22 protein-coding genes are annotated in these 19,430 nt (G+C 66.1%); 21 read left to right on the forward strand and 1 reads right to left on the reverse strand.

What is annotated here, in order from left to right:
* Positions 1–199: 199 nt before the first annotated feature.
* The 18 genes from ABGB08_RS15125 to ABGB08_RS15210 all read left to right on the forward strand — a co-directional run bounded on the left by ABGB08_RS15125 (position 200) and on the right by ABGB08_RS15210 (position 17,465).
* Complete coding sequence (locus ABGB08_RS15125; RefSeq protein ID WP_347590595.1) at positions 200–505, forward strand: hypothetical protein; 306 nt, start codon at positions 200–202, stop codon at positions 503–505.
* Between the two features lie 141 nt (positions 506–646).
* The gene (locus ABGB08_RS15130; RefSeq protein ID WP_347590825.1) at positions 647–937 is read left to right on the forward strand and encodes an HNH endonuclease signature motif containing protein; all 291 of its coding nucleotides are present in this window, start codon (positions 647–649) and stop codon (positions 935–937) included.
* A gap of 157 nt (positions 938–1,094) precedes the next feature.
* Entirely contained in the window at positions 1,095–1,529 is a 435-nt protein-coding gene (locus ABGB08_RS15135; RefSeq protein WP_347590597.1) for a hypothetical protein, read from the forward strand.
* On the forward strand, positions 1,510–3,150 hold the full coding sequence (locus ABGB08_RS15140) for a hypothetical protein (protein ID WP_347590599.1): 1,641 nt from the start codon (positions 1,510–1,512) through the stop codon (positions 3,148–3,150). Before ABGB08_RS15135 ends, ABGB08_RS15140 begins: the two co-directional genes overlap by 20 nt.
* A gap of 17 nt (positions 3,151–3,167) precedes the next feature.
* On the forward strand, positions 3,168–5,777 hold the full coding sequence (locus ABGB08_RS15145) for a phage portal protein (protein ID WP_347590601.1): 2,610 nt from the start codon (positions 3,168–3,170) through the stop codon (positions 5,775–5,777).
* Positions 5,737–6,471, forward strand: a complete 735-nt coding sequence (locus ABGB08_RS15150; protein WP_347590603.1) for a hypothetical protein — start codon at positions 5,737–5,739, stop codon at positions 6,469–6,471. The genes ABGB08_RS15145 and ABGB08_RS15150 overlap by 41 nt, the downstream gene beginning before the upstream one ends.
* Before the next feature lie 119 nt (positions 6,472–6,590).
* The gene (locus tag ABGB08_RS15155) at positions 6,591–7,238 is read left to right on the forward strand and encodes a hypothetical protein (RefSeq protein WP_347590605.1); all 648 of its coding nucleotides are present in this window, start codon (positions 6,591–6,593) and stop codon (positions 7,236–7,238) included.
* A gap of 78 nt (positions 7,239–7,316) precedes the next feature.
* Positions 7,317–8,267, forward strand: a complete 951-nt coding sequence (locus ABGB08_RS15160; RefSeq protein ID WP_347590607.1) for a phage major capsid protein — start codon at positions 7,317–7,319, stop codon at positions 8,265–8,267.
* Positions 8,268–8,332: 65 nt separating this feature from the next.
* On the forward strand, positions 8,333–9,334 hold the full coding sequence (locus ABGB08_RS15165; protein ID WP_347590609.1) for a glycosyltransferase family 4 protein: 1,002 nt from the start codon (positions 8,333–8,335) through the stop codon (positions 9,332–9,334).
* 12 nt (positions 9,335–9,346) lie between these two features.
* Entirely contained in the window at positions 9,347–9,964 is a 618-nt protein-coding gene (locus ABGB08_RS15170; protein WP_347590611.1) for a hypothetical protein, read from the forward strand.
* The gene (locus ABGB08_RS15175; protein WP_347590613.1) at positions 9,964–10,947 is read left to right on the forward strand and encodes a glycosyltransferase family 4 protein; all 984 of its coding nucleotides are present in this window, start codon (positions 9,964–9,966) and stop codon (positions 10,945–10,947) included. The genes ABGB08_RS15170 and ABGB08_RS15175 overlap by 1 nt, the downstream gene beginning before the upstream one ends.
* Positions 10,944–11,270 carry a hypothetical protein gene (locus ABGB08_RS15180; RefSeq protein ID WP_347590615.1) on the forward strand — a complete coding sequence of 109 codons (327 nt, stop codon included), beginning with the start codon at positions 10,944–10,946 and terminating at the stop codon, positions 11,268–11,270. Before ABGB08_RS15175 ends, ABGB08_RS15180 begins: the two co-directional genes overlap by 4 nt.
* A 9-nt stretch (positions 11,271–11,279) precedes the next feature.
* The gene (locus tag ABGB08_RS15185) at positions 11,280–11,591 is read left to right on the forward strand and encodes an HK97 gp10 family phage protein (RefSeq protein ID WP_347590617.1); all 312 of its coding nucleotides are present in this window, start codon (positions 11,280–11,282) and stop codon (positions 11,589–11,591) included.
* Positions 11,588–11,965: a hypothetical protein gene (locus tag ABGB08_RS15190; protein ID WP_347590619.1), complete on the forward strand. Its 378-nt coding sequence runs from the start codon at positions 11,588–11,590 to the stop codon at positions 11,963–11,965. The genes ABGB08_RS15185 and ABGB08_RS15190 overlap by 4 nt, the downstream gene beginning before the upstream one ends.
* Before the next feature lie 81 nt (positions 11,966–12,046).
* Positions 12,047–12,631: a hypothetical protein gene (locus ABGB08_RS15195; RefSeq protein ID WP_347590621.1), complete on the forward strand. Its 585-nt coding sequence runs from the start codon at positions 12,047–12,049 to the stop codon at positions 12,629–12,631.
* On the forward strand, positions 12,631–12,993 hold the full coding sequence (locus tag ABGB08_RS15200) for a hypothetical protein (protein WP_347590623.1): 363 nt from the start codon (positions 12,631–12,633) through the stop codon (positions 12,991–12,993). The genes ABGB08_RS15195 and ABGB08_RS15200 overlap by 1 nt, the downstream gene beginning before the upstream one ends.
* A 32-nt stretch (positions 12,994–13,025) precedes the next feature.
* A complete protein-coding gene (locus ABGB08_RS15205) occupies positions 13,026–13,487 on the forward strand; it encodes a hypothetical protein (RefSeq protein WP_347590625.1) in 462 nt (153 codons plus the stop codon).
* A gap of 21 nt (positions 13,488–13,508) precedes the next feature.
* Positions 13,509–17,465: an NlpC/P60 family protein gene (locus ABGB08_RS15210; protein ID WP_347590627.1), complete on the forward strand. Its 3,957-nt coding sequence runs from the start codon at positions 13,509–13,511 to the stop codon at positions 17,463–17,465.
* Between the two features lie 39 nt (positions 17,466–17,504).
* Here the strand turns inward: ABGB08_RS15210 and ABGB08_RS15215 are convergent, their stop codons facing one another.
* The gene (locus ABGB08_RS15215; protein WP_347590629.1) at positions 17,505–18,116 is read right to left on the reverse strand and encodes a DUF4352 domain-containing protein; all 612 of its coding nucleotides are present in this window, start codon (positions 18,114–18,116) and stop codon (positions 17,505–17,507) included.
* Positions 18,117–18,227: 111 nt separating this feature from the next.
* On the opposite strand from ABGB08_RS15215, the gene ABGB08_RS15220 reads away from it, so the two are divergent.
* The 3 genes from ABGB08_RS15220 to ABGB08_RS15230 are packed head-to-tail and all read left to right on the forward strand — an operon-like array spanning position 18,228 to position 19,404.
* Entirely contained in the window at positions 18,228–18,473 is a 246-nt protein-coding gene (locus tag ABGB08_RS15220; RefSeq protein ID WP_347590631.1) for a hypothetical protein, read from the forward strand.
* Positions 18,470–18,967 (forward strand): hypothetical protein, encoded by a 498-nt coding sequence (locus ABGB08_RS15225; protein WP_347590633.1) that lies wholly within the window; start codon positions 18,470–18,472, stop codon positions 18,965–18,967. The genes ABGB08_RS15220 and ABGB08_RS15225 overlap by 4 nt, the downstream gene beginning before the upstream one ends.
* A complete protein-coding gene (locus ABGB08_RS15230; RefSeq protein WP_347590635.1) occupies positions 18,967–19,404 on the forward strand; it encodes a hypothetical protein in 438 nt (145 codons plus the stop codon). The genes ABGB08_RS15225 and ABGB08_RS15230 overlap by 1 nt, the downstream gene beginning before the upstream one ends.
* Positions 19,405–19,430: the final 26 nt, after the last annotated feature.

The raw sequence follows: 19,430 nt of genomic DNA on the forward strand, positions 1-19,430 counted from the left end.
TGGCGGCGCTCCGCAGGTGGGCCCTCACGGGCGCTGGAGCGGCTCATTTCAACTGGCCAGCCGAGGGTTCGTTCCGACGCTGCCAGGCCTTCTACAAGGGCAGGATGCCCGACCACATGGTTGACGGCTGGTGCGCACGCCTGCACCACGCCGCTACAGGCGAATACCCAGGAGCGCACCGCGGCAAGGACGAAGACTGATGGCCAGCGGACGATGGCAAGGCAGCCAGCGGGCTTCCCGCTTGCCACCCGACTGGCCGAAGATCCGCAATCGGATCCTCAGGCGGGACGGTCGCATCTGCCACGTCTGCGGGCAGTCGGGAGCCGATGGCGTCGACCACGTGATCGCCGGAGACGACCACTCGGAAGCCAACCTGAAGGCCATCCACGACCGGGTGGAGCCGTACTGCCACCGTGTCAAGTCCGCACGGGAAGGCGGGCAGGCTTCACAGGCGAAACGCATCCCCAGGGCTAGGCCAGCGGAACGGCATCCGGGCATGGTCTAGCGCGCCGGAAATGTCAGTGGCTTCTGAGACGATTGAGGCTCACAACTGAAGATGCCCGAGCGAGTGGTGGAACACTCCCCGGGCCGGCCGACCTGATAGGACCAGGACGACATGACGAACGCTACAGGCGTTGGCGACTGCATGGAATGCGGCACCCCGTTAGTACGGAAGGGTGCTGGACCCAAGCCCACGTACTGCTCCGGAGCCTGCCGCGCCAAGGCCGGCGCACGTAGAGCCAAGGCAGACGGCAGGGACAAGAAGTGGGCCAGTGCTGCGGCCGAGAGGCGCAAGGCAGAGCGGTTCGCACCAACGCTCGACCATGTCATCCCTCTCGCCAAGGGTGGACTGCACGAGCCGGGCAATCTTCAACTCGCGCACTTCATCTGCAATAGCACCAAGCGGGATCTCGTAACAGCGAACGCCACCGCCTGACATCACCCTGGGTAAGGGGTGGCGGGTGACCCATGATCATTTTCTAATCCCCGATCGGTCTCGTATACCGCCGAAGATCCATCCCAAGTTTTCATGCCCGCGAACCCGCACTCTCGCCACCCAGAGTCACTGACCTACTGAGAGTGCGAGGTGGGTCATGGGAACTCGCGGGCCTGTTGGTAAGCGCTCGGATCAACGGCTCGGCCACCGGACGAAGGCGGAGCAGGAGGCGGTCACGAAGGTCCCCCTAGGAGGTGGCTCGCCCCCCGCCGAGGAGCCCGAAGAGTCGTGGCATCCGATTGCTCAGCGGTGGTTCCGATCCCTCGGGGAGTCGGGCCAGCGGGTCTTCTACGAGGCGAGCGACTGGGCCACTGCCCGGTATGTCGCGGAGGCGATGTCGCGGAACCTGGAGGCTGGTCGGTTTTCTGCGCAGTTGTTCGCCGCGGTCATGTCGGGCATGTCGAGCCTGCTGACGACCGAGGGGGATCGCCGCCGGGTTCGGGTTGAACTCGAGCGTGCGGTGCAGACGGACGCCGATGAGGAGGCGGCTGTCGCAGCTCTTGACGAGTGGCGTGAACGTCTCTCCGGCTAGTCGGCTGATTACCCTGCCGGATGACCTCCCGCGATTCACGCTCGGCTGGGAAGTCATCCGCTGGGCCGGGAAGTATCTGCGGCATCCGAACGGGCCTCGGGCGGGAATGTCGTGGCAGTTCGTGGAGTCGCAGGTCCGGTTTCTCCTGCACTGGTACGCGGTTGACGAGGATGGGGGCTGGCTCTACCACCACGGCGTGCGGCGCCTGGCGAAGGGTTCGGGCAAGTCGCCGTTCGCGGCGCTGATGGCGTTGGCGGAGTTGTGTGCGCCGGTCCGGGTGAAGGATTTCGATCCTCGAGCGCATGGTGGCGTGATTGGCAAGCCGGTGGACATGCCGCTCGTGCAGATCGCGGCCACGGCCGAATCGCAGACGGCGAACACGATGCGGATGGTGCGAGCTTTCGCGCCGAAGGGCTCGAGGATCGTCACCGAGTTCGGCTTGGACCCGGGAAAGACGAGGTACTACCGCGCCCCCGAAGGCACGCTCGAGGTCATCACGGCCTCCTCGACAGCCGCAGAAGGTGCTGAGTCGAGTTTCGTCGTCGGCGACGAAACCGAGCACTGGAAGCCCTCCAACGGCGGCCCCGAGATGGCAGCCACCCTTGAGGACAACCTGACCAAGTCGGGTAGCCGGATGCTCGAGACCTGCAACTCCTGGATTCCCGGGATCGGCTCCGTCGCCGAAGGGTCATGGGACGCCTGGATCGCGCAGGAAGAGGGCCGGACTCGAGGTAAGTCGAGGATCCTCTACGACGCGCGTGTTGCACCGCACGACACGGACTTAGCAGATGAACGGTCCCTGCGACGCGCACTCGAGTTCGTCTACGAGGACTGCTTCTGGCAGAAGATCAGCCCGATCGTGGAGCGAATCTGGGATCCGCGAAGCCGACCGGATGACTCCAAGCGCAAGTACCTGAACTGGCCGACGGCCACTGAGGATGCATGGACCACCCTTCAGGCGTGGTCGATCTGCGCCGCCCCGGACACGGTGGTTGCCGATGGTGAGGACATCGTCGGCTTCTTCGACGGGTCTCGAGCCCGAGACGCCACGGCCCTCATGGGCTGCCGCATCTCGGACGGGTTCGTGTTCACGATCGGCGTGTGGGAGCCCGACACCTCCCACGACACCGAATCCGTGGTGCCTGTAGCCGAGGTGGATGCCGCAGTAGCCCGCATGTTCGATCGCTGGAACGTCCTGGCCTTCTTCGCCGACGTGAAGGAGTGGGAGGGCTTCACTCGAGTCACGTGGCCCGACCGTTACGCCAGCGACCTCCTGGTCTGGGCCGTCCCTGACGGCAAGGAGCCTCAGGCAATCGCCTGGGATATGCGCGCGCGGGTCTATGACTTCACCCTGGCCTGCGAGTTGACGGAAACCGAGATCAACGATCGGGCGCTCCAGCATGACGGCGACTCTCGAGTGGCCCGCCATGTCACCAACGCTCGCCGGCGTCCGAATCGGTTTGGCGTGTCCATCGGCAAGGAATCGCCCGACTCACCCCTCAAGATCGACGCCGCTGTGTGCGTGATCGGCGCACGCATGGTCCGTCGCCTTGTCCTGGCCTCACCCAAATACAAGAACCGCAAGAAGGCCCGGACGGGCCGCGTCTACGGATTCGCCTAGAAGAAGGGAGTCCGCGGGTGCCGCTCGACCAGAAAGAAGCCGAAGCGGTCACGCGGACACTACTGGCCCGCCGGGACCCGGAGCAGGCTCGCCTCCAGCGGATCGCCGATTACGTCGCCGGAAAGCACACCTCGGTGTATGTCCCGGCTGGGGCTAAAAGCGAATACCGGTGGCTGCTCGAAAGGGCGACGGTCAACATGCTGCCGCTGGTGATCAACACCGTCGCGCAAAACCTGTACGTGGACGGCTACCGGCGGGCCAAGACCGACGACAATGCCGCACCGTGGGAAACCTGGCAGGCCAACCGGATGGACTCCCGCCAGCACGGCATCTACCGTGCCGCGCTGAAGTACGGCATCGGCTACGGAATGGTCCTGCCTGGAAAGCCGCTCCCTGTGATTCGGCCGATGTCGCCACGGAGAATGACCGCCTTCTACTCGGATTCGATCAACGATGAGTGGCCGATCTACGCGGTCGAGGTCGAGCACGGGCAAGAGAAAGGCTCCGGAGGAAAACTGGAGCGGGTCAAGCACGTCCGCCTCCTGGATGACGTCTGCCGGTACACCTTCACGCAGCGCAAGGGCCGCAAAGGTCTCGAATGGGGCGGGCGGGAAGACCACAACCTCGGCGTGTGCCCGGTCGTCCGCTACGTCAACGAAGTGGATCTCGACGAGAGCCAGGCCGTTGCGGGTGAGGTCGAGCCGCTGCTTGAAATCCAGGACCAGATCAACTCCACGACCTTCAACCTGTTGATGGCGCAGCAGTACGCAGCGCATCGTCAGCGCTGGGTGACAGGCATGGCCCCGCCACTCGATGAGAACGGTACCCCGATCGAGCCGTTCAGGGTGCGCGTTGACGGCCTGTTCGTGGCCGAGGACCCCGACACCAAGTTCGGCGAATTTTCGCAGACTTCCCTTGAGGGCTATCTGAAGTCGCGCGAAGAGTCGATCCGGTCGATGGCGACCATCTCCCAAACTCCCCCGTACTACCTGCTAGGCGTCGTGAGCAATCTGCCGCTTGCCCTGGATACGGTCGTGCCGGTTCCCAGGGGCCGTTCGACCATGGGCGAGTTGGTCGTCGGCGATGAAGTGTTCGCCCCTGACGGATCGATCGCCGAGGTGGTCGGCCTGTCGCCCGTCTTCACCAACCACGACTGCTACCGGCTGCGTTTCGACGACGGCACGGAGATCGTGGCCGACGCGGCGCACATGTGGGAGACCACCCACTTTGCCGACCCTGCCCGCCCCTATGGCCAGGGGCAGGGCGCGCAATTCGTCTCGTCGATCGTGACGACTGCGGAGATCGCCGCGTCGCTGAAAACGTCGATGGGGACGAGTAACCACTTCATCCCTGTGGCGATGCCTCACGACGGCGCGGAGCGCGAGTTCCTCATCGACCCGTACGTGCTCGGCGTGTTCCTCGGCGATGGCGACGCCCACCATGGGCTGATCACTCAGCACCAGGACGACGCCGGAGAGTTGGCCGCCCATCTGACCGCGTGCGGTGAGACGGTGCGGATGCGTACGCCGAAGGACCGGCCGAACTGCCGTCTCCTGACGATGGTGCACGACTTCACCCGTTGCCCGTACGGACACTCCCGGCCGCGCGGCACCCGCAAGGACACGGCTCGCTGCACCTCCTGCCGGAAGCTTCGCGACGCGGGCGGGCCGATGCCGGAGCGGGTCAACATGTCGTTCCCCGCCCGTCTCCGCGCACTGAACCTCTTCAAGAACAAGCACATCCCGGAGGAGTACTTCCACGGTTCGGCGAAGCAGAGGCTTGCCCTGCTCCAAGGAATCATGGACACCGATGGGTCGGTGAACGGCAAGCAGGGCTCGGTTGCGATCACCCTGCACGACGAGCGGCTTGCCCGTGACGTCCACCGGCTGATCCAGTCGCTGGGCCACAAGGTGGCACTCCGCGAGCGCACCTGGAGGAACGCTTACGGCACAGGCATGTGCTGGCGCATGTCGTGGTCGGCGCTGGACCCAGTCTTCCGGCTGAGCCGCAAGTCGAGCCGCCAGAGGACTGCGTTCGGCGGAGGTGACGGCAAGTCCAACGTGCCGCTCCGCCGCTACATCGTGGCCTGCGACCCGGTGGAGTCCGTGCCAGTCCGCTGCGTCACCGTTTCTTCGGACGCGCACATGTTCTGCGTCACCGACGCGTTCATCGCGACCCACAACTCGGCCGAAAGCCTGGCAGCTGCCCGCGACGGCTTGGACCGTAAGACGGACGAACGCAAATCCACCTTCGGCGAGTCTCACGAGCAGCTGCTGCGCCTCGCCGGCAAAGCGGCGGGCGACCAGAAGGCGTGGGAGGACGTCTCCGCGCAGGTCGTCTGGCGGGACACCACCACGAGGGCTCTCAGTCAGACAGTCGACGCGCTCACCAAGCTCGTCGCAGGACTACAGGTGCCCGCCCAGGAGCTCTGGGAGAAGATCCCCGGGGTTTCCCAAACCGACATCACGAGGTGGAAGAAGACGGCCGAGCAGGCGGACGAGTTGGCCCGCCTGGAGGAAACTCTCAACCGGCAGACCGCGCCGGCCGACCGGCAACTGCCCAGCTCTCCCGCAGGGGAGGTTGAGGATGGCGACACAGCTGCAATTGGCCGAGGCGCAACGTCTTGAGCAGGCGCGGATATCGGCGGACGCCACACGCGAAGCGCTAGCGCTTTGGCTGGCCATCTACCGTCCGGATGAGTCGTCGTCGTGGCGGATGCTGCTGGACCTGCTGTGGTCCCTAGTGTTGCGAAGCCGGAAACGCTCGGCGCAGTCGGCGGTTGCCTACTATTCGCGGTCTCGTCAACGGGCCGGATACCCGCAGCGGTTCCTCCCGGCAGAAGCACCCGATCCGCCGGTCGAGTTGGTCGAGGCAACCGCCCGGATCACGGGAGCGCGCACCTACGGTCGTGCGCTCACGACGGGTCAGCAGCCCGATCAGGCCAAGCAGGCCGCAGGCGTGCTCCTGGCCGGAAACATGGCCCGCATCGGCCTGGACGCCGGGCGGGAGACGATCCTCAACGCCGTCCAAGACGACGAGGATGCGATCGGCTGGGCCCGGGTTTCCGATGCCGACCCGTGCGCCTTCTGCAGCATGTTGGTTTCGCGAGGGCCCGTGTTCGAGTCCCGCGAAACTGCTTCGTTTCAAAGCCATAGTCACTGCGCTTGCGTGGCCGTGCCGGTCTTCAGCCGCGATGAAGTCTGGCTAGAGCACGGCAAGGACCTCTACGAGCAGTGGAAGAAGGCCACCGCTGGCCATTCCGGCAAGGACGCGCTCCGCGAGTGGCGACGCTACTGGCGCTCCCGCGATAAGGCCGCTTAGCCCTCCCACCTGAACTTCACCACTCGTACCGGACCAGCCGACATGGCAGGCCCGGCGCTTTCGCATGCCCCGACTACGCCGCCATGGCGGGTCCCTATCCCGACACGGGAGTCATATCCATGTCCGAAACCGCGCCCGAAGTCGTCGACGAGCAGGAGCCTGCCGAGATCGACGAACCGGTCGAGCCGGAGCGCATCGAACCACCTGCCGCAGGACCAGACGGGTTTCCGCCGAACACGCCGGTCGCCGACATGGCACCCGGACAGCAGGCCGCCTACTGGCGCTTCCAGGCGAAGAAGCATGAGAAGACGGCTAAGGCGTATGGCGACTACAAGCCGGACCAGGTCAAGGCGATGGCGTCACGCATCGCCGAGATCGAGGACGCGCAGAAGACCGACCAGCAGCGCATGATCGAACGCGCCGAAGCCGCCGAGAAGCGGGCGCACGACGCCGAAGTGGCGCGCGCACGGCTGCTGGCCGCGGCGACGCACGACCTTCCGGCGAGTCTGCTGGACCGGCTCGGCGGCGGCACCGAGGACGAGATCAACGAGTACGCGGAAGCGCTCGCGGGCGAGATCGAAACGATCGTCTCCGCCCGCGTGGACGCCGAAGTCGCCCGGCGCATGGCCGAGATCCCGCCTGTGGAGCCGCGCCATGCGGCTAATACGCGGCCAGTCGAGTCGCTCAGCCCCGGCGCGCTGCCGGACGCCGGTGATGCCGACGACCCGAACGTGGTGTTCCGCCGTCTCCTCGGCCGCCGCACCTAACCACTGATCAATTCGCAGCTACCGGATTCCTCGCACGGGGCCCGGGGCCGCTGCATGCCTTGAAAGCGAGGTTGCCCCGTGCCTTTCGACTCTCTCGTCTCCCGGGACGTTTCCGATGATCCGCTGATCCCCACTCCGGTGTCGGATCAGATCATCCAGGAGATGCCCACCCAGTCCTTCGTGCTCCAGCGTGCCGGTCAGGTGCGCATGTCCACCAAGTCGCAGCGCCAGCCCGTCATGAGTGTGCTGCCGGTCGCCTACTGGGTGAACGGCGACACCGGCATGAAGCAGACCAGTGCTGTGGACTGGAAGAACGTTTCGCTCGTGGCCGAGGAGCTCGCGGTCGTCGTGCCGATCCCCGAGGCGTATCTCGACGATGCGCAGGTCCCGATCTGGGACGAGGTCCGGCCGCGCATCGTGGAGGCGTTCGGCAAGAAGATCGACCAGGCGGCGCTGTTCGGCATCGACAAGCCCGCCTCCTGGCCCGCCGACATCTACACCAGCGCCGTCGCCGCCGGTAACACGGTCGTGACCGGCACCGGCGTGGACTTCGCGCAGGACGTGACCCTGCTCGGCGAGAAGATCGCCCTGGACGGGTTCGCCGTGAACGGTTTCGCGAGCAGGCCCGGTCTGACCTGGAAGCTGACCGGCCTCCGGGACGGCGAGAACCGGCCCATCTACCAGAACTCCTTCCAGGAGGGCATCGCCTCGGGGCGCCTGTACGGCTACCCGCTGTCGGAGGTCATCAACGGCTCCTGGGACTCCAGCGAAGCCGAACTGATCGCCGGCGACTGGACCAAGTGCGTCATCGGCATGCGCCAGGACATCACCTGGAAGGTGTTCGACCAGGGCGTCATCTCCGACTCCGACGGCCTCGTGGTCCTGAACCTGATGCAGCAGGACTCCGTGGCGCTGCGAGTCGTGATGCGGCTCGCCTACGCGACCTCCAACCCGGTGACCGCGCTCAACGCCAACGAGAACACCCGCTTCGCTTTTGGGGCGGTTCAGGCCGAGACCGCTGGCTCCTGATCAACCTCTGGCGGGCCTCCGTCGGCGAGGCCCGCCCAAGCCCCCTGGAGTCGACGTTGCGCTTGATGGCGATGATCCACGCATACCCGCAGCATCACAACGCGGGGGCGGAGTGGATGGTGCACACCCTGCTCCGCGCGGCGGTCGCCCGAGGTCACGAAGCGGACGTCGTACTGTCCAACCCGGTCCCGGGCGGCCCGTACACCCTGGACGGCGTCCGGGTGTGGCCGCACCGGGGCAAGAACGACCCGTTCGAGCACATCGACGGCGCGGACGTGCTGATCACCCATCTGGAGAACACCCAGCGGGCGAGCCTGATCGGGCGTATGCGCGGAGTCCCGGTCGTGCACGTGCTCCACAACACCTTCCAGCAGACCAAAACATGGCTGCGTAAAGGCCCATGCGATCTGGCGGTCTACAACTCCGAGTGGATGCGCGCCGACTACGAGGCGTGGCTGGCGTCAGTCCGTGCCCCGCTGCCCCGTTCGGTGGTGATCCGCCCGCCCGTCCTCGCAGGCGACTACCGGACCAAGCACGGCGACCGCGTCACCCTGATCAACATGTACGGGCCTAAGGGTGCCGCTACGTTCTGGGCTCTCGCCGAGCGCATGTCCGACGTGAAGTTCATCGCGGTGACCGGCGGCTACGGCGATCAGGACATCCGCGATCTGCCCAACGTGGAAGTCCTGCCGAACACCCCCGGCCACCAGATGCGGGACCTGGTTTACGCCCGGACCAAGATCTTGCTGATGCCGTCCGACTACGAGTCGTGGGGCCGCACCGGGATCGAGGCGTGCGCCTCTGGCATCCCGGTGATCGCGCACCCCACGCCGGGACTCAAGGAGTCCCTAGGCGACGCCGGGATCTTCGCCGACCGCGACGACATCGGCGAGTGGGAGAAGCAGATCCGCCGACTGCTCACCCCGCGCGCCTACGGCACCGCGTCGAAGAAGGCGCTGGCCCGTTCGGCCGAACTAGACCCCACGCCCGATCTTGACCGCTGGTGCGACGCGATCGAAGCCCTCGCGCCGCAGCGTGCCCGCCTCCGCGCACTCGCCCGGCTGTGATTGGGGGTCGTCTTGGCCACACTCGCCACAGAGGCCGATCTGGTCGCCCGCATCGGGAGCTTGACGGCGGACCAATCGGCCCGCGCGCCCGCCCTGCTCGACGACGCGTCGGGCATGGTCCGCTCCTACACCAGACAGCAGTTCACCGCGGCCACCCAGACGCAGACCTTGCGATCCCAGGGCGGGCTACTCCGACTGCCTCAACGGCCGGTCACGGCGGTGGCCCAGGTTGTCGCCATCGGCTACAACGGCACACCAGACGTGACCTTGGTGGACTGGTGGTGGGACGGCACGGACCTGATCAAACTCGGGTCCGGCAACATGGTCATCAACCTGCCCGAACGCTGGTTCGACGACGAATCCGGCTGGCCGTCCACGTTCCGCGTCACCTACACCAGCGGCTACGAGCAGACACCAGATGACGTGGTCCGGATCGTCTGCTCGATGGTGCTGCGCTGCCTGACCGCACCGACTCTGGTCGGCGGGGTCACATCCGAGTCCATCGGCCCGTACAGCTACCGGCTGGAATCGGCGGGCGTCGGTACAGCCGTGTCGATGAGCGCGGATGAACGCAAGGACCTGGACCGCTACCGGCCCAAGGCCGGGACGATCACGACAAGGACGTACTGATGCGGATCGTCGCGAGACTCCACGCCTTTCCGCCGGTCCACAACGCCGGCGCGGAGATGATGGCGTCGGCAATGCTCTCGGCTCTCGCCGAGCGCGGCCACGACGTGCAGGTCTGGCTGAGCGTCTACAACGGCAAACGCATCCCATACGAACTCGACGGCGTACAGATCATTCCAGCGGCGGCGCGGCTCGACTACGCAACGGCGGTCAAGAACGCCGCCGCCGTGATCTCGCATCTGGAGAACGTCCAGTCCGCGGGCGCGCTCGCGCGCGGGTGGGGCCGACCGTTCGTCGTCCTTGCGCACAACACCTTCGAGCCGACGTTCCGCGCCATCGCTGGCGGCACCACGGCCCTGGCCGTCTACAACTCGCAGTGGATGCGGGAAGCCGCGGCGGTCTGGTTCGCCGCGAACACACCCAAGCATTCGCCCGCCCGCGAACTGGTCGTCCGCCCACCGGTTCACGCCGACGACTACCGGACCGCGCCGGGCGACGCCATCACCCTGATCAACCTGTACGACCCCAAGGGCGGCGGGCTGTTCTGGCGACTGGCCGAAGCGATACCCGATCGTCGATTCCTGGGCGTTCTTGGCGCGTACGGCGATCAGGTGGTCAAGGACCTGCCGAACGTTGAGGTTCTGCAGCACGTCCCCGGCGACCGGATGGCCGAACTCGTCTACGCGCGGACCAAGGTCCTGCTTATGCCCAGCGTCTATGAGTCGTGGGGCCGAACCGGCGTCGAGGCCATGGCCAGCGGCATCCCGGTGATCGCGCACCAGACGCCTGGGCTGGCCGAGTCTCTCGCCGATGGCGGCATCTTCGTAGATCGGGAGGACCAGGCCGGATGGGTTGCCATGCTCCGCGCTTTGGAGGATCCCGCCGAATGGCAGGCCGCGTCCGAACGGGCGTTGCTCAGGTCCAAGGAGTTGGACCCGAGTGAGGACCTGGCCCGCTGGTGCGAGGCGATCGAGGCGCTCAAGTGATCGGCGAAACCATCGTCATCTTGCGTCCGGGAACGCCCACGCGCGACTCCCACGGCAACGACGTACCCGGAGCCGACACAGAGATCGACGTTGACCACGTAGCCGTCTGGCCAACCGGGAGCACCGAAGAGATCCAAGGCCAGGACCAGACGAGCGACAGCCTGTCAGCTCTCCTGCCCTACGGAACCGATGTCCGCTTCACCGACCGCGCGCGGGTCCGCGGCTTCATCTACCGGGTGACCGGCGTACCGAGCAGCTGGTCAAGCCCGTTCACGTCCACCCGCGCCGGAGTCGAGATCCGGCTGGAGCGCGTCACGGGCTAGGAGGTCGCGATGGCCGGAGCAAAGCGTGCCAAATTCCGCGGCAACTACAAAGGCATCGGCCAGATCCTCGCCTCGCCGCAGATGCAGCGGGCCATGGAAGCCCGCGCCGAACGCGTCAAGCAGCGGGCGATCAGCGGCAGCCCGGTCGAGACCGGCGACTACAAGCAGTCCTTCAAGGTCGAAGGGTCGATCCGGAAGGGCAAGACGACCCGCGCCATCGCCAAGGTCATCAACGACTCACCCCACGCCGCCTACGTGGAGTGGGGCACGTCCAAGACGCCCCGCTACCGGGTGATGGGCAAAGCGGCAGGTGCCGAATGATCGACATCGAAGCGCTGCTCATCGCCTGGCTTGAAGACAACATCGAGGACGTCACCGCCTCGACTGAGACTCCGGCCGACCTTGACGCGCGACTGCTCTGGATTCTCGTCCGCCGCGTCACCGGACCGTATGACGGGTTCCGGATCGACCGCCCTTCGGTGGATATCGGCGTCTTCGCCGCTACCGGCCCCGCCGCTGCGGCGCTGGCCATCCAAATCCAGGTCCTTCTACACCGGGACCTGAAGGGCCAGCGGTACGGCGACGCCGTGGTGTCGTACATCCGCACGTCGACCGCGCCGCATTCGGTGCCCTACGACAACCCGAACATGCGCCGGTACGAGGCGAACAACGAGTTCGCCGTCCACCCCGCCTGACCACTGACTTCACCAGCCCCCGCGCCGTCTGGCCGGGGGCTTTCGCATGCCCACGACCAAAGCGGCTTGAAGGAGCTCACCATGGTCAACATCATTCGCGCCGCCGATCTCGCGGTCGTCGGCAGTAATGGCGGCGCATGGGCCGGGCCTGTTGGCACCGCCCAGCCCGCCGACCCCGAAGCGGTGCCGGCTGCGCCGTTCCTGGCCATCGGAGCGATCTCCGAGGAGGGCCTGACTAACGGCGTGGAGGAGGACACACAGACCTTCACCCCGTGGGGCCTGTCCTCGCCGTTCCGCACGGTCGTGTCGTCGTCGATCCGGACGTTCCAGTTCACGGCCTGGGAGACGAACCGGCCCATCGTCCGCGCCTTGCAGAACCGCCTGGACGTCGCCACTCTCGTCCCCGACGTGGACGGCATCGTCACCTACGCGGAGTCTGCGTCGCAGAGCCCTGACCGGCGGGCTTTCATCTTCGACGTCTATGACGGGGCGGTCTGGGAGCGCTTCTACGTGCCTGAAGGGGAGATCACGGAGAGAAGCGAAGTGACGTACCAGCAGACCGAGATGACGGGCTACCAGTGGACGATCTCCACCTACCCGGACTCGGCGAACAACCTCGTCTACCATTCCTATTTCGCCCCGGAAGTTGAGGCATACCTCTCCTAATGGCCACCTCCCCGAAACTCATCACCGAAGATGGTTCTCCCGTCTCCCATTTCTCCCTCACCGCCGTCCAGCACGAGGCCCACGAAGAGCCGTTCGTCTTCGATATTGACGGCGAGTTCTTCACCATGCAGCCCCCCGAAGACGCCGACTGGCAGGTCACCGGCAACATCACCGGAGACGGCGGCCTTCAGGCGTTCGTCCAGGAGATCATGGACGCCGACGACTGGGAACGCTTCTCCGCGATCAAACTCACCAACAAGCAGATCGGCGATCTGCTGGAAGCCTGCCGCAAGCACTACGGCACCTCGCCGGGGGAATCCAGGGCCTCCAGGCGCTCCTCAAGGAGTTCCCGGAGGCGGTAGAGGCCGACCTGCGGTTTCACGTCCAAGGCGGCGTGGACCTGCGGGATCTGTTCAAGCCCGGTGGTGGCCCTTCGCGGCTTACGTGGCGGCTGCTCGGCGTGCTCATCCGCAACCTGCCGATGGAGTCCGCCACCAAGACGGCGATGCGCAACTCGATGTCGGGCACGGAGCTGGAAGCCGCAGGCAAGGCAGCGGACCCGTCTGAAGGCCAGTGGTCGCAGGAAGAGATGCTGCTCGCCCGCGTCCATGACGCTATCCGGCACCTGGAATGGGCGCTGATCCGCGTCAACGGCGGCAAAGGCAAACCGCCCGAGCCGATGCCGCGGCCTGGTGTTCAGCCCAAGGGCAGGAAGCCGAAACTCACCGCACGGCAGGCCGAAGCACGCGCACAGGCCATCTTCGACCGCATCAACGGCGGCACCCTGTCCGGAACCTGGGTCTCCACCCCGCCCGGCAAGGCCACTCGAACGCAGTTGGACCCGCCACCCGCCTAGCCCCCGTCCGGAGGTGAAGCGGTGGCCGAGTTCCAGGCTGGCGAAGTCGTGGTCCCGGTCGTCCCGGCCGCAGACGGCTTCATCAAGGACCTGCGGAAGCAGGTTCTCGGCGGGGCCTTCAACGTCGGGCGGGACATCGGCCGGGAGATCCAGCGCGGCATCGAGTCGTCGATCAAGTCGGCCAAGGTCGACGTGCGCGCCGACACCACGACTGCGCTCGCCCAGGTCACCGGCCTTCAGCGGCAGATCCAGCAGATCTCCGGCCGCCGCGCCGAAATCCAGGTGTCGGCCGACGCCTCTGGTGCGGTCGCGCTGCTGGACTCGGTCGACACAGCGGCGTCCCGCCTTGATGGTCGCCGGGCCGAGATCAACGTCGATGCCGACACGGCGGGCGCGCTCTCCCGGTTGGGGTTGGCGGACGCCGAACTGTCCCGCCTGGACGGTCGAACCGCCAGGGCCAGAGTCGACGTCGACGTCTCCGGTGCTCTGCTGGCCATCGGTGCGGTAACGGCTGCTCTTGCCGCCATTCCCGTGGCCGCGACTGCCGCGCTGGGTGTTGGCGCTCTCGGCGCCGCAGCGGCTGCGGCGGGGGTGGGCTTCGCCGGACTCGCGGCCGTCGCGGTGCCGAGCCTGGGGCGGATCTCCGAGGCCAACAAGGCTGCGGAGCAGGCAACGAAGGCTGTCGGGGCGGCGGTCGAGTCTGCCGCCGCCGCGCAGATTCGGGCCCAGATTGCCACCTTGCAGCAGGCGGGCGCCGCCGACCAGATGCGCGCCGCCCAGGACCGGGTCAAGGACGCGCTCGCCGGCGTGGCCTCGGCCCAGCAGCGGCTCAGGTCGGCTATCGCCGCCGCGTCATCAGCTCAGGCTGCGGCGGCGGAGCGGGTCAGCCGGGCCGAGCGGTCCCTAGTAGATGCGCAGCGGTCTGCGCTCAAGGCGCAGGAGGCGTTGAACGACGCCCGCCGCGAAGCCACGCGCGATCTTGAAGATCTCGGATCCCGACTGGAAGGCAGCCAGCTCGATCTGCGGGACGCCACTCTCGACGTCAAGGACGCCGAGAGAGATCTCGCCAAAGCCCGCAAGGGCGGCAACGCCGAGGACATCGAACGCGCCGAGATCGCCTACGAGCGGGCGAAGCTGCGGGTCGAGGACCTGACCACGCAGATTGAGCGGCTCAAGCAGGAGCAGGCCGAAGCCGACCAGAAGGGCGTCGAAGGCTCTGACCGTGTCGTCGCAGCCAAGGACGCCGTCCAGGCGGCGAATCAGCGGGTTCTCGACCAGCAGGCCGAACTAAGCAAGGCCCACGCCGACGAGGCCAAGGCGGCAGAGGACGCAGCCCAGCGGATCAAGGACGCACGCAAGGCCGCCAAGGACGCGCAAGGCCGTGTCGGCGACGCTAAGCAGGCCATCAAGGCGCTGGAGAATCAGCAGAAGATCGCCGATCTTCAGGAGAAGCTGCGCAAGCAGCAGGCCAAGGACTCTGCCGCGCAGGCGGCAGCCGCAAGCCCCGCGGGCAAGGCCGACAAGCTTTTCAAGGACCTGTCGCCAGCAGCCCAGACCGCCGCGCTGGCGATCCGGGATTTCAAGGACGCCTACAAGGAATGGCAGGAGTCGCTAGAGCCTGCCGTGCTACCGGCGATGACCGGCGCGCTCAAAGTCGTCGAGAAGCTGTTCGTCCCACTGAAGCCGCTCATCGAAGGCAGCGCGAAGGCTCTCGCCGGGCTGGAAGATTCGGCGGCGAAGGCGCTCGGCGGCAAGTTCTGGACGGACTTCTTCGCCCAGTTGTCCGTCGCTGCGCCCACCGCCATCACTGGCCTGGGCAAGTCTTTCGGGAACGTCGCGACCGGCGTTGCCGGGATCGTGAAGGCGTTCCTGCCGTTCACAGGCGAGATCGTCGGCGGCATCGAGACGGCCACATCCGAGTTCGCCACCTTCGGCAAGAACCTGGGCAAGTCGGAAGGCTTCCAGAAGTTCATCTCCTTCGTCCGCGAAAACGCCCCCAAGGTCTGGGAGCTGATCAAGAACGTCGCCTCGGCCATAGGCCGACTGGTGGAGGGCGTCGCACCTCTGGGAAAGGTGGCGCTGGCCGGGCTTTCCGGCCTCGCCTCCTTGATCGCCAAACTGGATCCCGCGCTGATCCAACTGATCGCGTCGGTCATCGGCGCGGTCGTAATCGGCGTCAAGGCGTGGGCGGTCGCGCAGGTCATCCTGAACGTGGCCCTGAACAACAACCCGATCGGGCGGATCATCATGCTCGTCGGGCTTTTGGTCAGCGCGATCGTCTACCTGTGGCAGACGAATGAGACATTCCGGAACGTCATAACCACCGCCTGGAAAGCCATCGGCACGGCCGTCCAATTCGTCTGGGAAAACGTGCTCAAGCCCATCTGGGACGGCATGGTCTGGCTGTGGCAGAACGTCTTGGCCCCGGCTGCGACCTGGCTGTGGCAGAACGTGTTGAAGCCTGCCTTTGACGGCATCGGCGCGGCGCTGAAGTGGGTGTGGGAGAACATTCTCCAACCGGCTTTCCTGGGCTGGCAGCTGATCATGAAGAACGTTGTCGGCCCGGCGGTCACCTGGTTGTGGAAGAACGTGGTGAAGCCTGCCTTCGAGACCATCGGCGCGATCGTCAAGTTCGCTTGGGAGAAGGTCATCCAGCCCGCGATCAAGGGCTGGGAGTTGATAATCAAGACGATCATCGGCCCGGTCGTGACCTGGTTGTGGAAGAACGTGGTGAAGCCTGCCTGGGACGGCATCGGCTCGGCGATCAAAACGGTGTGGGACAAGATCCTCAAGCCGACCTTCGATTTCCTGTACAAGATGATTTTCGAGACGATCCCGGACGGCTTCAAAAAGGGCGTCGGCCTGATCGAGTCCATTTGGAACAAGGTCAAGGAAGTCGCTAAGAAGCCCGTCGAATTCATCGTCAATACCGTGTGGAATAACGGCATTGTGAAGGTGTGGAATGCGGCGGCGAAACTCCTCGGGCTTGGCGAACTCAGCCCGGTCAAATTCGCCAAGGGTGGTATTTACCCGGGCTACACCCCCGGCCGTGACGTGGGTCTCGCCGCCGTCTCCGGCGGAGAAGCCATCATGCGGCCGGAGTGGACCAAGGCGGTCGGCGAGAAGTACGTCACCAGCGCCAACTCGGCTGCCCGTCGCGGCGGCGTCGGCGGCGTGGCGCGCTTCCTCGGCATCGCGGGGGACCCAGGTACGCCCTTCGCTGGGGGATTCGCTGGCGGCGGCATCGTCGATGCCGCGCTCGGCATCCTCGGGTCCGGCGTCAAGGCGGGCGCGGAGAAGCTGCTCATGCCGCTGCTGGACCGCGCCGTCCAGGCGGTCGGCGGGTCGGCGTGGGGCAAACTGCTCGTCGGTATCCCGCGCGCGATCGTCAAGGGCGTCATCGACCTGTTCGGCAAGAAAGAAGGCAACGGCGCACAAGCCGTCACCTTCGCCCGCCAGCAGATCGGCGACCCATACCAGTGGGGCGCGACCGGGCCGAACGCGTGGGACTGCTCGGGCCTGACTCAAGGTGCGTGGAAGGCTGCCGGGGTATCCATCCCGCGCGTCTCCCAGGACCAGATGAAGTTCGTGAAGCCAGTCACCACGCCGCTACCGGGCGACCTCGGCTTCCCCAATCCGGGGCACGTGTTCATGTACTCCGGGAACGGGAAGATCATCGAGGCCGCCCACGCCGGTACGCCGGTGCGGGAGGTTGCCGCCCGTTCCGTCCAACTGATGGGCCGCCCGCCGCAACTGTTCGACGACGGCGGCTACCTGATGCCGGGAATGAACCTGGCTTACAACGCGACCGGAAGCCCGGAGCCGGTTCTGAACAAGCAGCAGTGGGCCGACCTTGCAAGCCGGACGCAAGGCAGTGACGGCGGCCTCACGATCGAAGGCGACTACATCACCCAAGCGGGCCAGACGCCGCAGCAGATCGTGGACGCGCTGAGTTGGCGGAAGAAGGCGCGGCGCTGATAGTCAGCGAGGGCGGGAGGGTCGCCCTCGCTGACGCGTCTAGGAGAGAAGCCACTCGCCGTGGTGACCCGCGAAGCCAGAGTTGAGAGCCAACTGGAACTTGACGATCTTGGCTTTCGCGGGCACCTCGAACACGACGAATCCCTTCCGGACGTCGCCGACCGAAATCGTGGTTGAGCCGATGTTCTGCGCGTTCGCAATCTCTCCGAACAGGGATGCGTCGTATTCCTGGCCTTCGGCGTCGATCACCTTTGCCCCGTTGCCGGGGGCGTCGTCGTAGACATCTGTCCCGACGTTCTTCAGGGTCAGCTGGATGCCGTAGAGGCGGTTGCCGCTTTTGGCGGCGAACATTTCGTTCGCGGACTCACCAGCCTTGATGACCTTGCTCACCTTGATGGCCATCTTGAGCGCCTCGTCAGACCCGGCGAGGGTGATGATGTCGCCGACACCAGCCGGTTTGGCAGGTTCGGCGGGCTTCTCCCCAGCGGCGGGTGCGACGGTTTGCGTGCTGTCGGCTGGCTTGTCTGCGCTGCTGGTGACGGATGCCGCACCGCAGCCGGTCAGCAGTAGGGCGGCTATGACGAAAGCCGTAATCCGGCTAATGGCCATGGGTTCCTCCTGAATTTGCGATGCCCCGAGAACGGTGGGCATCCTGCCACGTTCCAACTGCGGCCTGTGGCCGGTTTGCGGCTGTTTGTGACCTAAACGCAGCCCGCGACGCAAAGCCACTTTCTTCTAGCCATAACCGGAGGCGATTTCTGCATGCCCGGAATTGAGCCCTACACGGCGGCGGACTTGGAGCGGCTCCGGTCGGTTCAGGTCCGCCCGCAGGGCTGGACCCACGCCACTCACGATCAGGTGCGCGAGCACCGAGACCCGCGCCGCCGACCCGTGAAGGTCACCACAGACCAACTCGGCAACCGGATCCGGGAGCGGTGGGAAGGCCAGGACGTCCGCATCCTCGCCCCTCACATCCGGGTGCGTTTCGCCCAGGAGGTGACGCGATGACCAGTGCAGATCTGGCACGCCTCAAGGGCGAGATCGCGCTGTTGGAGGCGTGCGAACCGCAGCGGCAAGCCTCCCGGGATGCCAAGGAGGCGGTCCGGGAAGCGGTCTACTCCGGCGACCCGGAAGCGCTCGCGGTTGCGCGCGAGCAGAAGAACGCCGCCGCTCTCGCTCTCCGCGCGACCCGCCAGTGGCTCCGCCGCGAAGCCGCCCTCAAGCAGTTGCCGCGCGACATCGCCCGCATCGAGCGGACGATCGCGAACAAGGAGTACGACGACGAAGCCCACCTTGCGCGCCTACGGGACGCGCAGGAGGTGATGCGGCAGGAGGTCCCGCGCCTGGAAGTACTCGTCGCCGAGACGCGGGCGGGGCTGGAAGCGCTCGGCGCGGACCTGTCCGCGATCGGCTCCGACGACGACGGCGACTCCGACGTGGTCTCCATCTCGGCCCCGGTCGTCACCGCCAGAGGCAAGGCCAACAAGGCGGGGGGTGCCTGATGGCATGGGGCGGCTCCGGCCTGTATGTGGTGACTCTCCAGGACGTCCTGGACACCACCCAGTTGGCTTTGGATCTCGATCTGGAGACCCACAAGCTGGCGCTTTACGACAACACGGTCACGCCCAACTACACGACCGACAGCGCGTACTCGTCGTCCGGCGAAATCTCCGGTACTGGCTACACCGCTGGTGGAAAGGTCGTCACCGGTACCGCGCTTTCGGCGTCGTCGGGAATTCTCACGTGGGACTCCGACAACGTCCAGTGGGATTCCTCCACGCTCACCGGCGTGCGTGGTGGAGAGATCTACGCCGATGCGCTGGGTGGAAACAACCTGATCCTCGGAATCGACTTCGGCACAGCGTACGCGACTAGTGACGGAGTGCTACTTGTGACGATTCACGCTAACGGCCTGCTGACCGTCGACTGCGTGCCCTGACCTGGCAGTTCTTGACGCGCCGCCCA

The sequence above is a fragment of the Acrocarpospora sp. B8E8 genome (assembly GCF_039871605.1).
In the GTDB taxonomy this organism is placed as follows: domain Bacteria; phylum Actinomycetota; class Actinomycetes; order Streptosporangiales; family Streptosporangiaceae; genus Acrocarpospora; species Acrocarpospora macrocephala.

What these genes read in the sequence shown, in the direction of transcription:
- ABGB08_RS15175 (WP_347590613.1), top strand. Translation starts at nt 9,964, where the DNA reads ATGCGGATCGTCGCGAGACTCCACGCCTTTCCGCCGGTCCACAACGCC.
- ABGB08_RS15200 (WP_347590623.1), top strand. Translation starts at nt 12,631, where the DNA reads ATGGCCACCTCCCCGAAACTCATCACCGAAGATGGTTCTCCCGTCTCC.
- ABGB08_RS15165 (WP_347590609.1), top strand. Translation starts at nt 8,333, where the DNA reads ATGGCGATGATCCACGCATACCCGCAGCATCACAACGCGGGGGCGGAG.
- ABGB08_RS15215 (WP_347590629.1), bottom strand. Translation starts at nt 18,116, where the DNA reads ATGCCCACCGTTCTCGGGGCATCGCAAATTCAGGAGGAACCCATGGCC.
- ABGB08_RS15185 (WP_347590617.1), top strand. Translation starts at nt 11,280, where the DNA reads ATGGCCGGAGCAAAGCGTGCCAAATTCCGCGGCAACTACAAAGGCATC.
- ABGB08_RS15130 (WP_347590825.1), top strand. Translation starts at nt 647, where the DNA reads ATGGAATGCGGCACCCCGTTAGTACGGAAGGGTGCTGGACCCAAGCCC.
- ABGB08_RS15125 (WP_347590595.1), top strand. Translation starts at nt 200, where the DNA reads ATGGCCAGCGGACGATGGCAAGGCAGCCAGCGGGCTTCCCGCTTGCCA.
- ABGB08_RS15135 (WP_347590597.1), top strand. Translation starts at nt 1,095, where the DNA reads ATGGGAACTCGCGGGCCTGTTGGTAAGCGCTCGGATCAACGGCTCGGC.
- ABGB08_RS15150 (WP_347590603.1), top strand. Translation starts at nt 5,737, where the DNA reads ATGGCGACACAGCTGCAATTGGCCGAGGCGCAACGTCTTGAGCAGGCG.
- ABGB08_RS15155 (WP_347590605.1), top strand. Translation starts at nt 6,591, where the DNA reads ATGTCCGAAACCGCGCCCGAAGTCGTCGACGAGCAGGAGCCTGCCGAG.
- ABGB08_RS15190 (WP_347590619.1), top strand. Translation starts at nt 11,588, where the DNA reads ATGATCGACATCGAAGCGCTGCTCATCGCCTGGCTTGAAGACAACATC.
- ABGB08_RS15195 (WP_347590621.1), top strand. Translation starts at nt 12,047, where the DNA reads ATGGTCAACATCATTCGCGCCGCCGATCTCGCGGTCGTCGGCAGTAAT.
- ABGB08_RS15220 (WP_347590631.1), top strand. Translation starts at nt 18,228, where the DNA reads ATGCCCGGAATTGAGCCCTACACGGCGGCGGACTTGGAGCGGCTCCGG.
- ABGB08_RS15230 (WP_347590635.1), top strand. Translation starts at nt 18,967, where the DNA reads ATGGCATGGGGCGGCTCCGGCCTGTATGTGGTGACTCTCCAGGACGTC.
- ABGB08_RS15225 (WP_347590633.1), top strand. Translation starts at nt 18,470, where the DNA reads ATGACCAGTGCAGATCTGGCACGCCTCAAGGGCGAGATCGCGCTGTTG.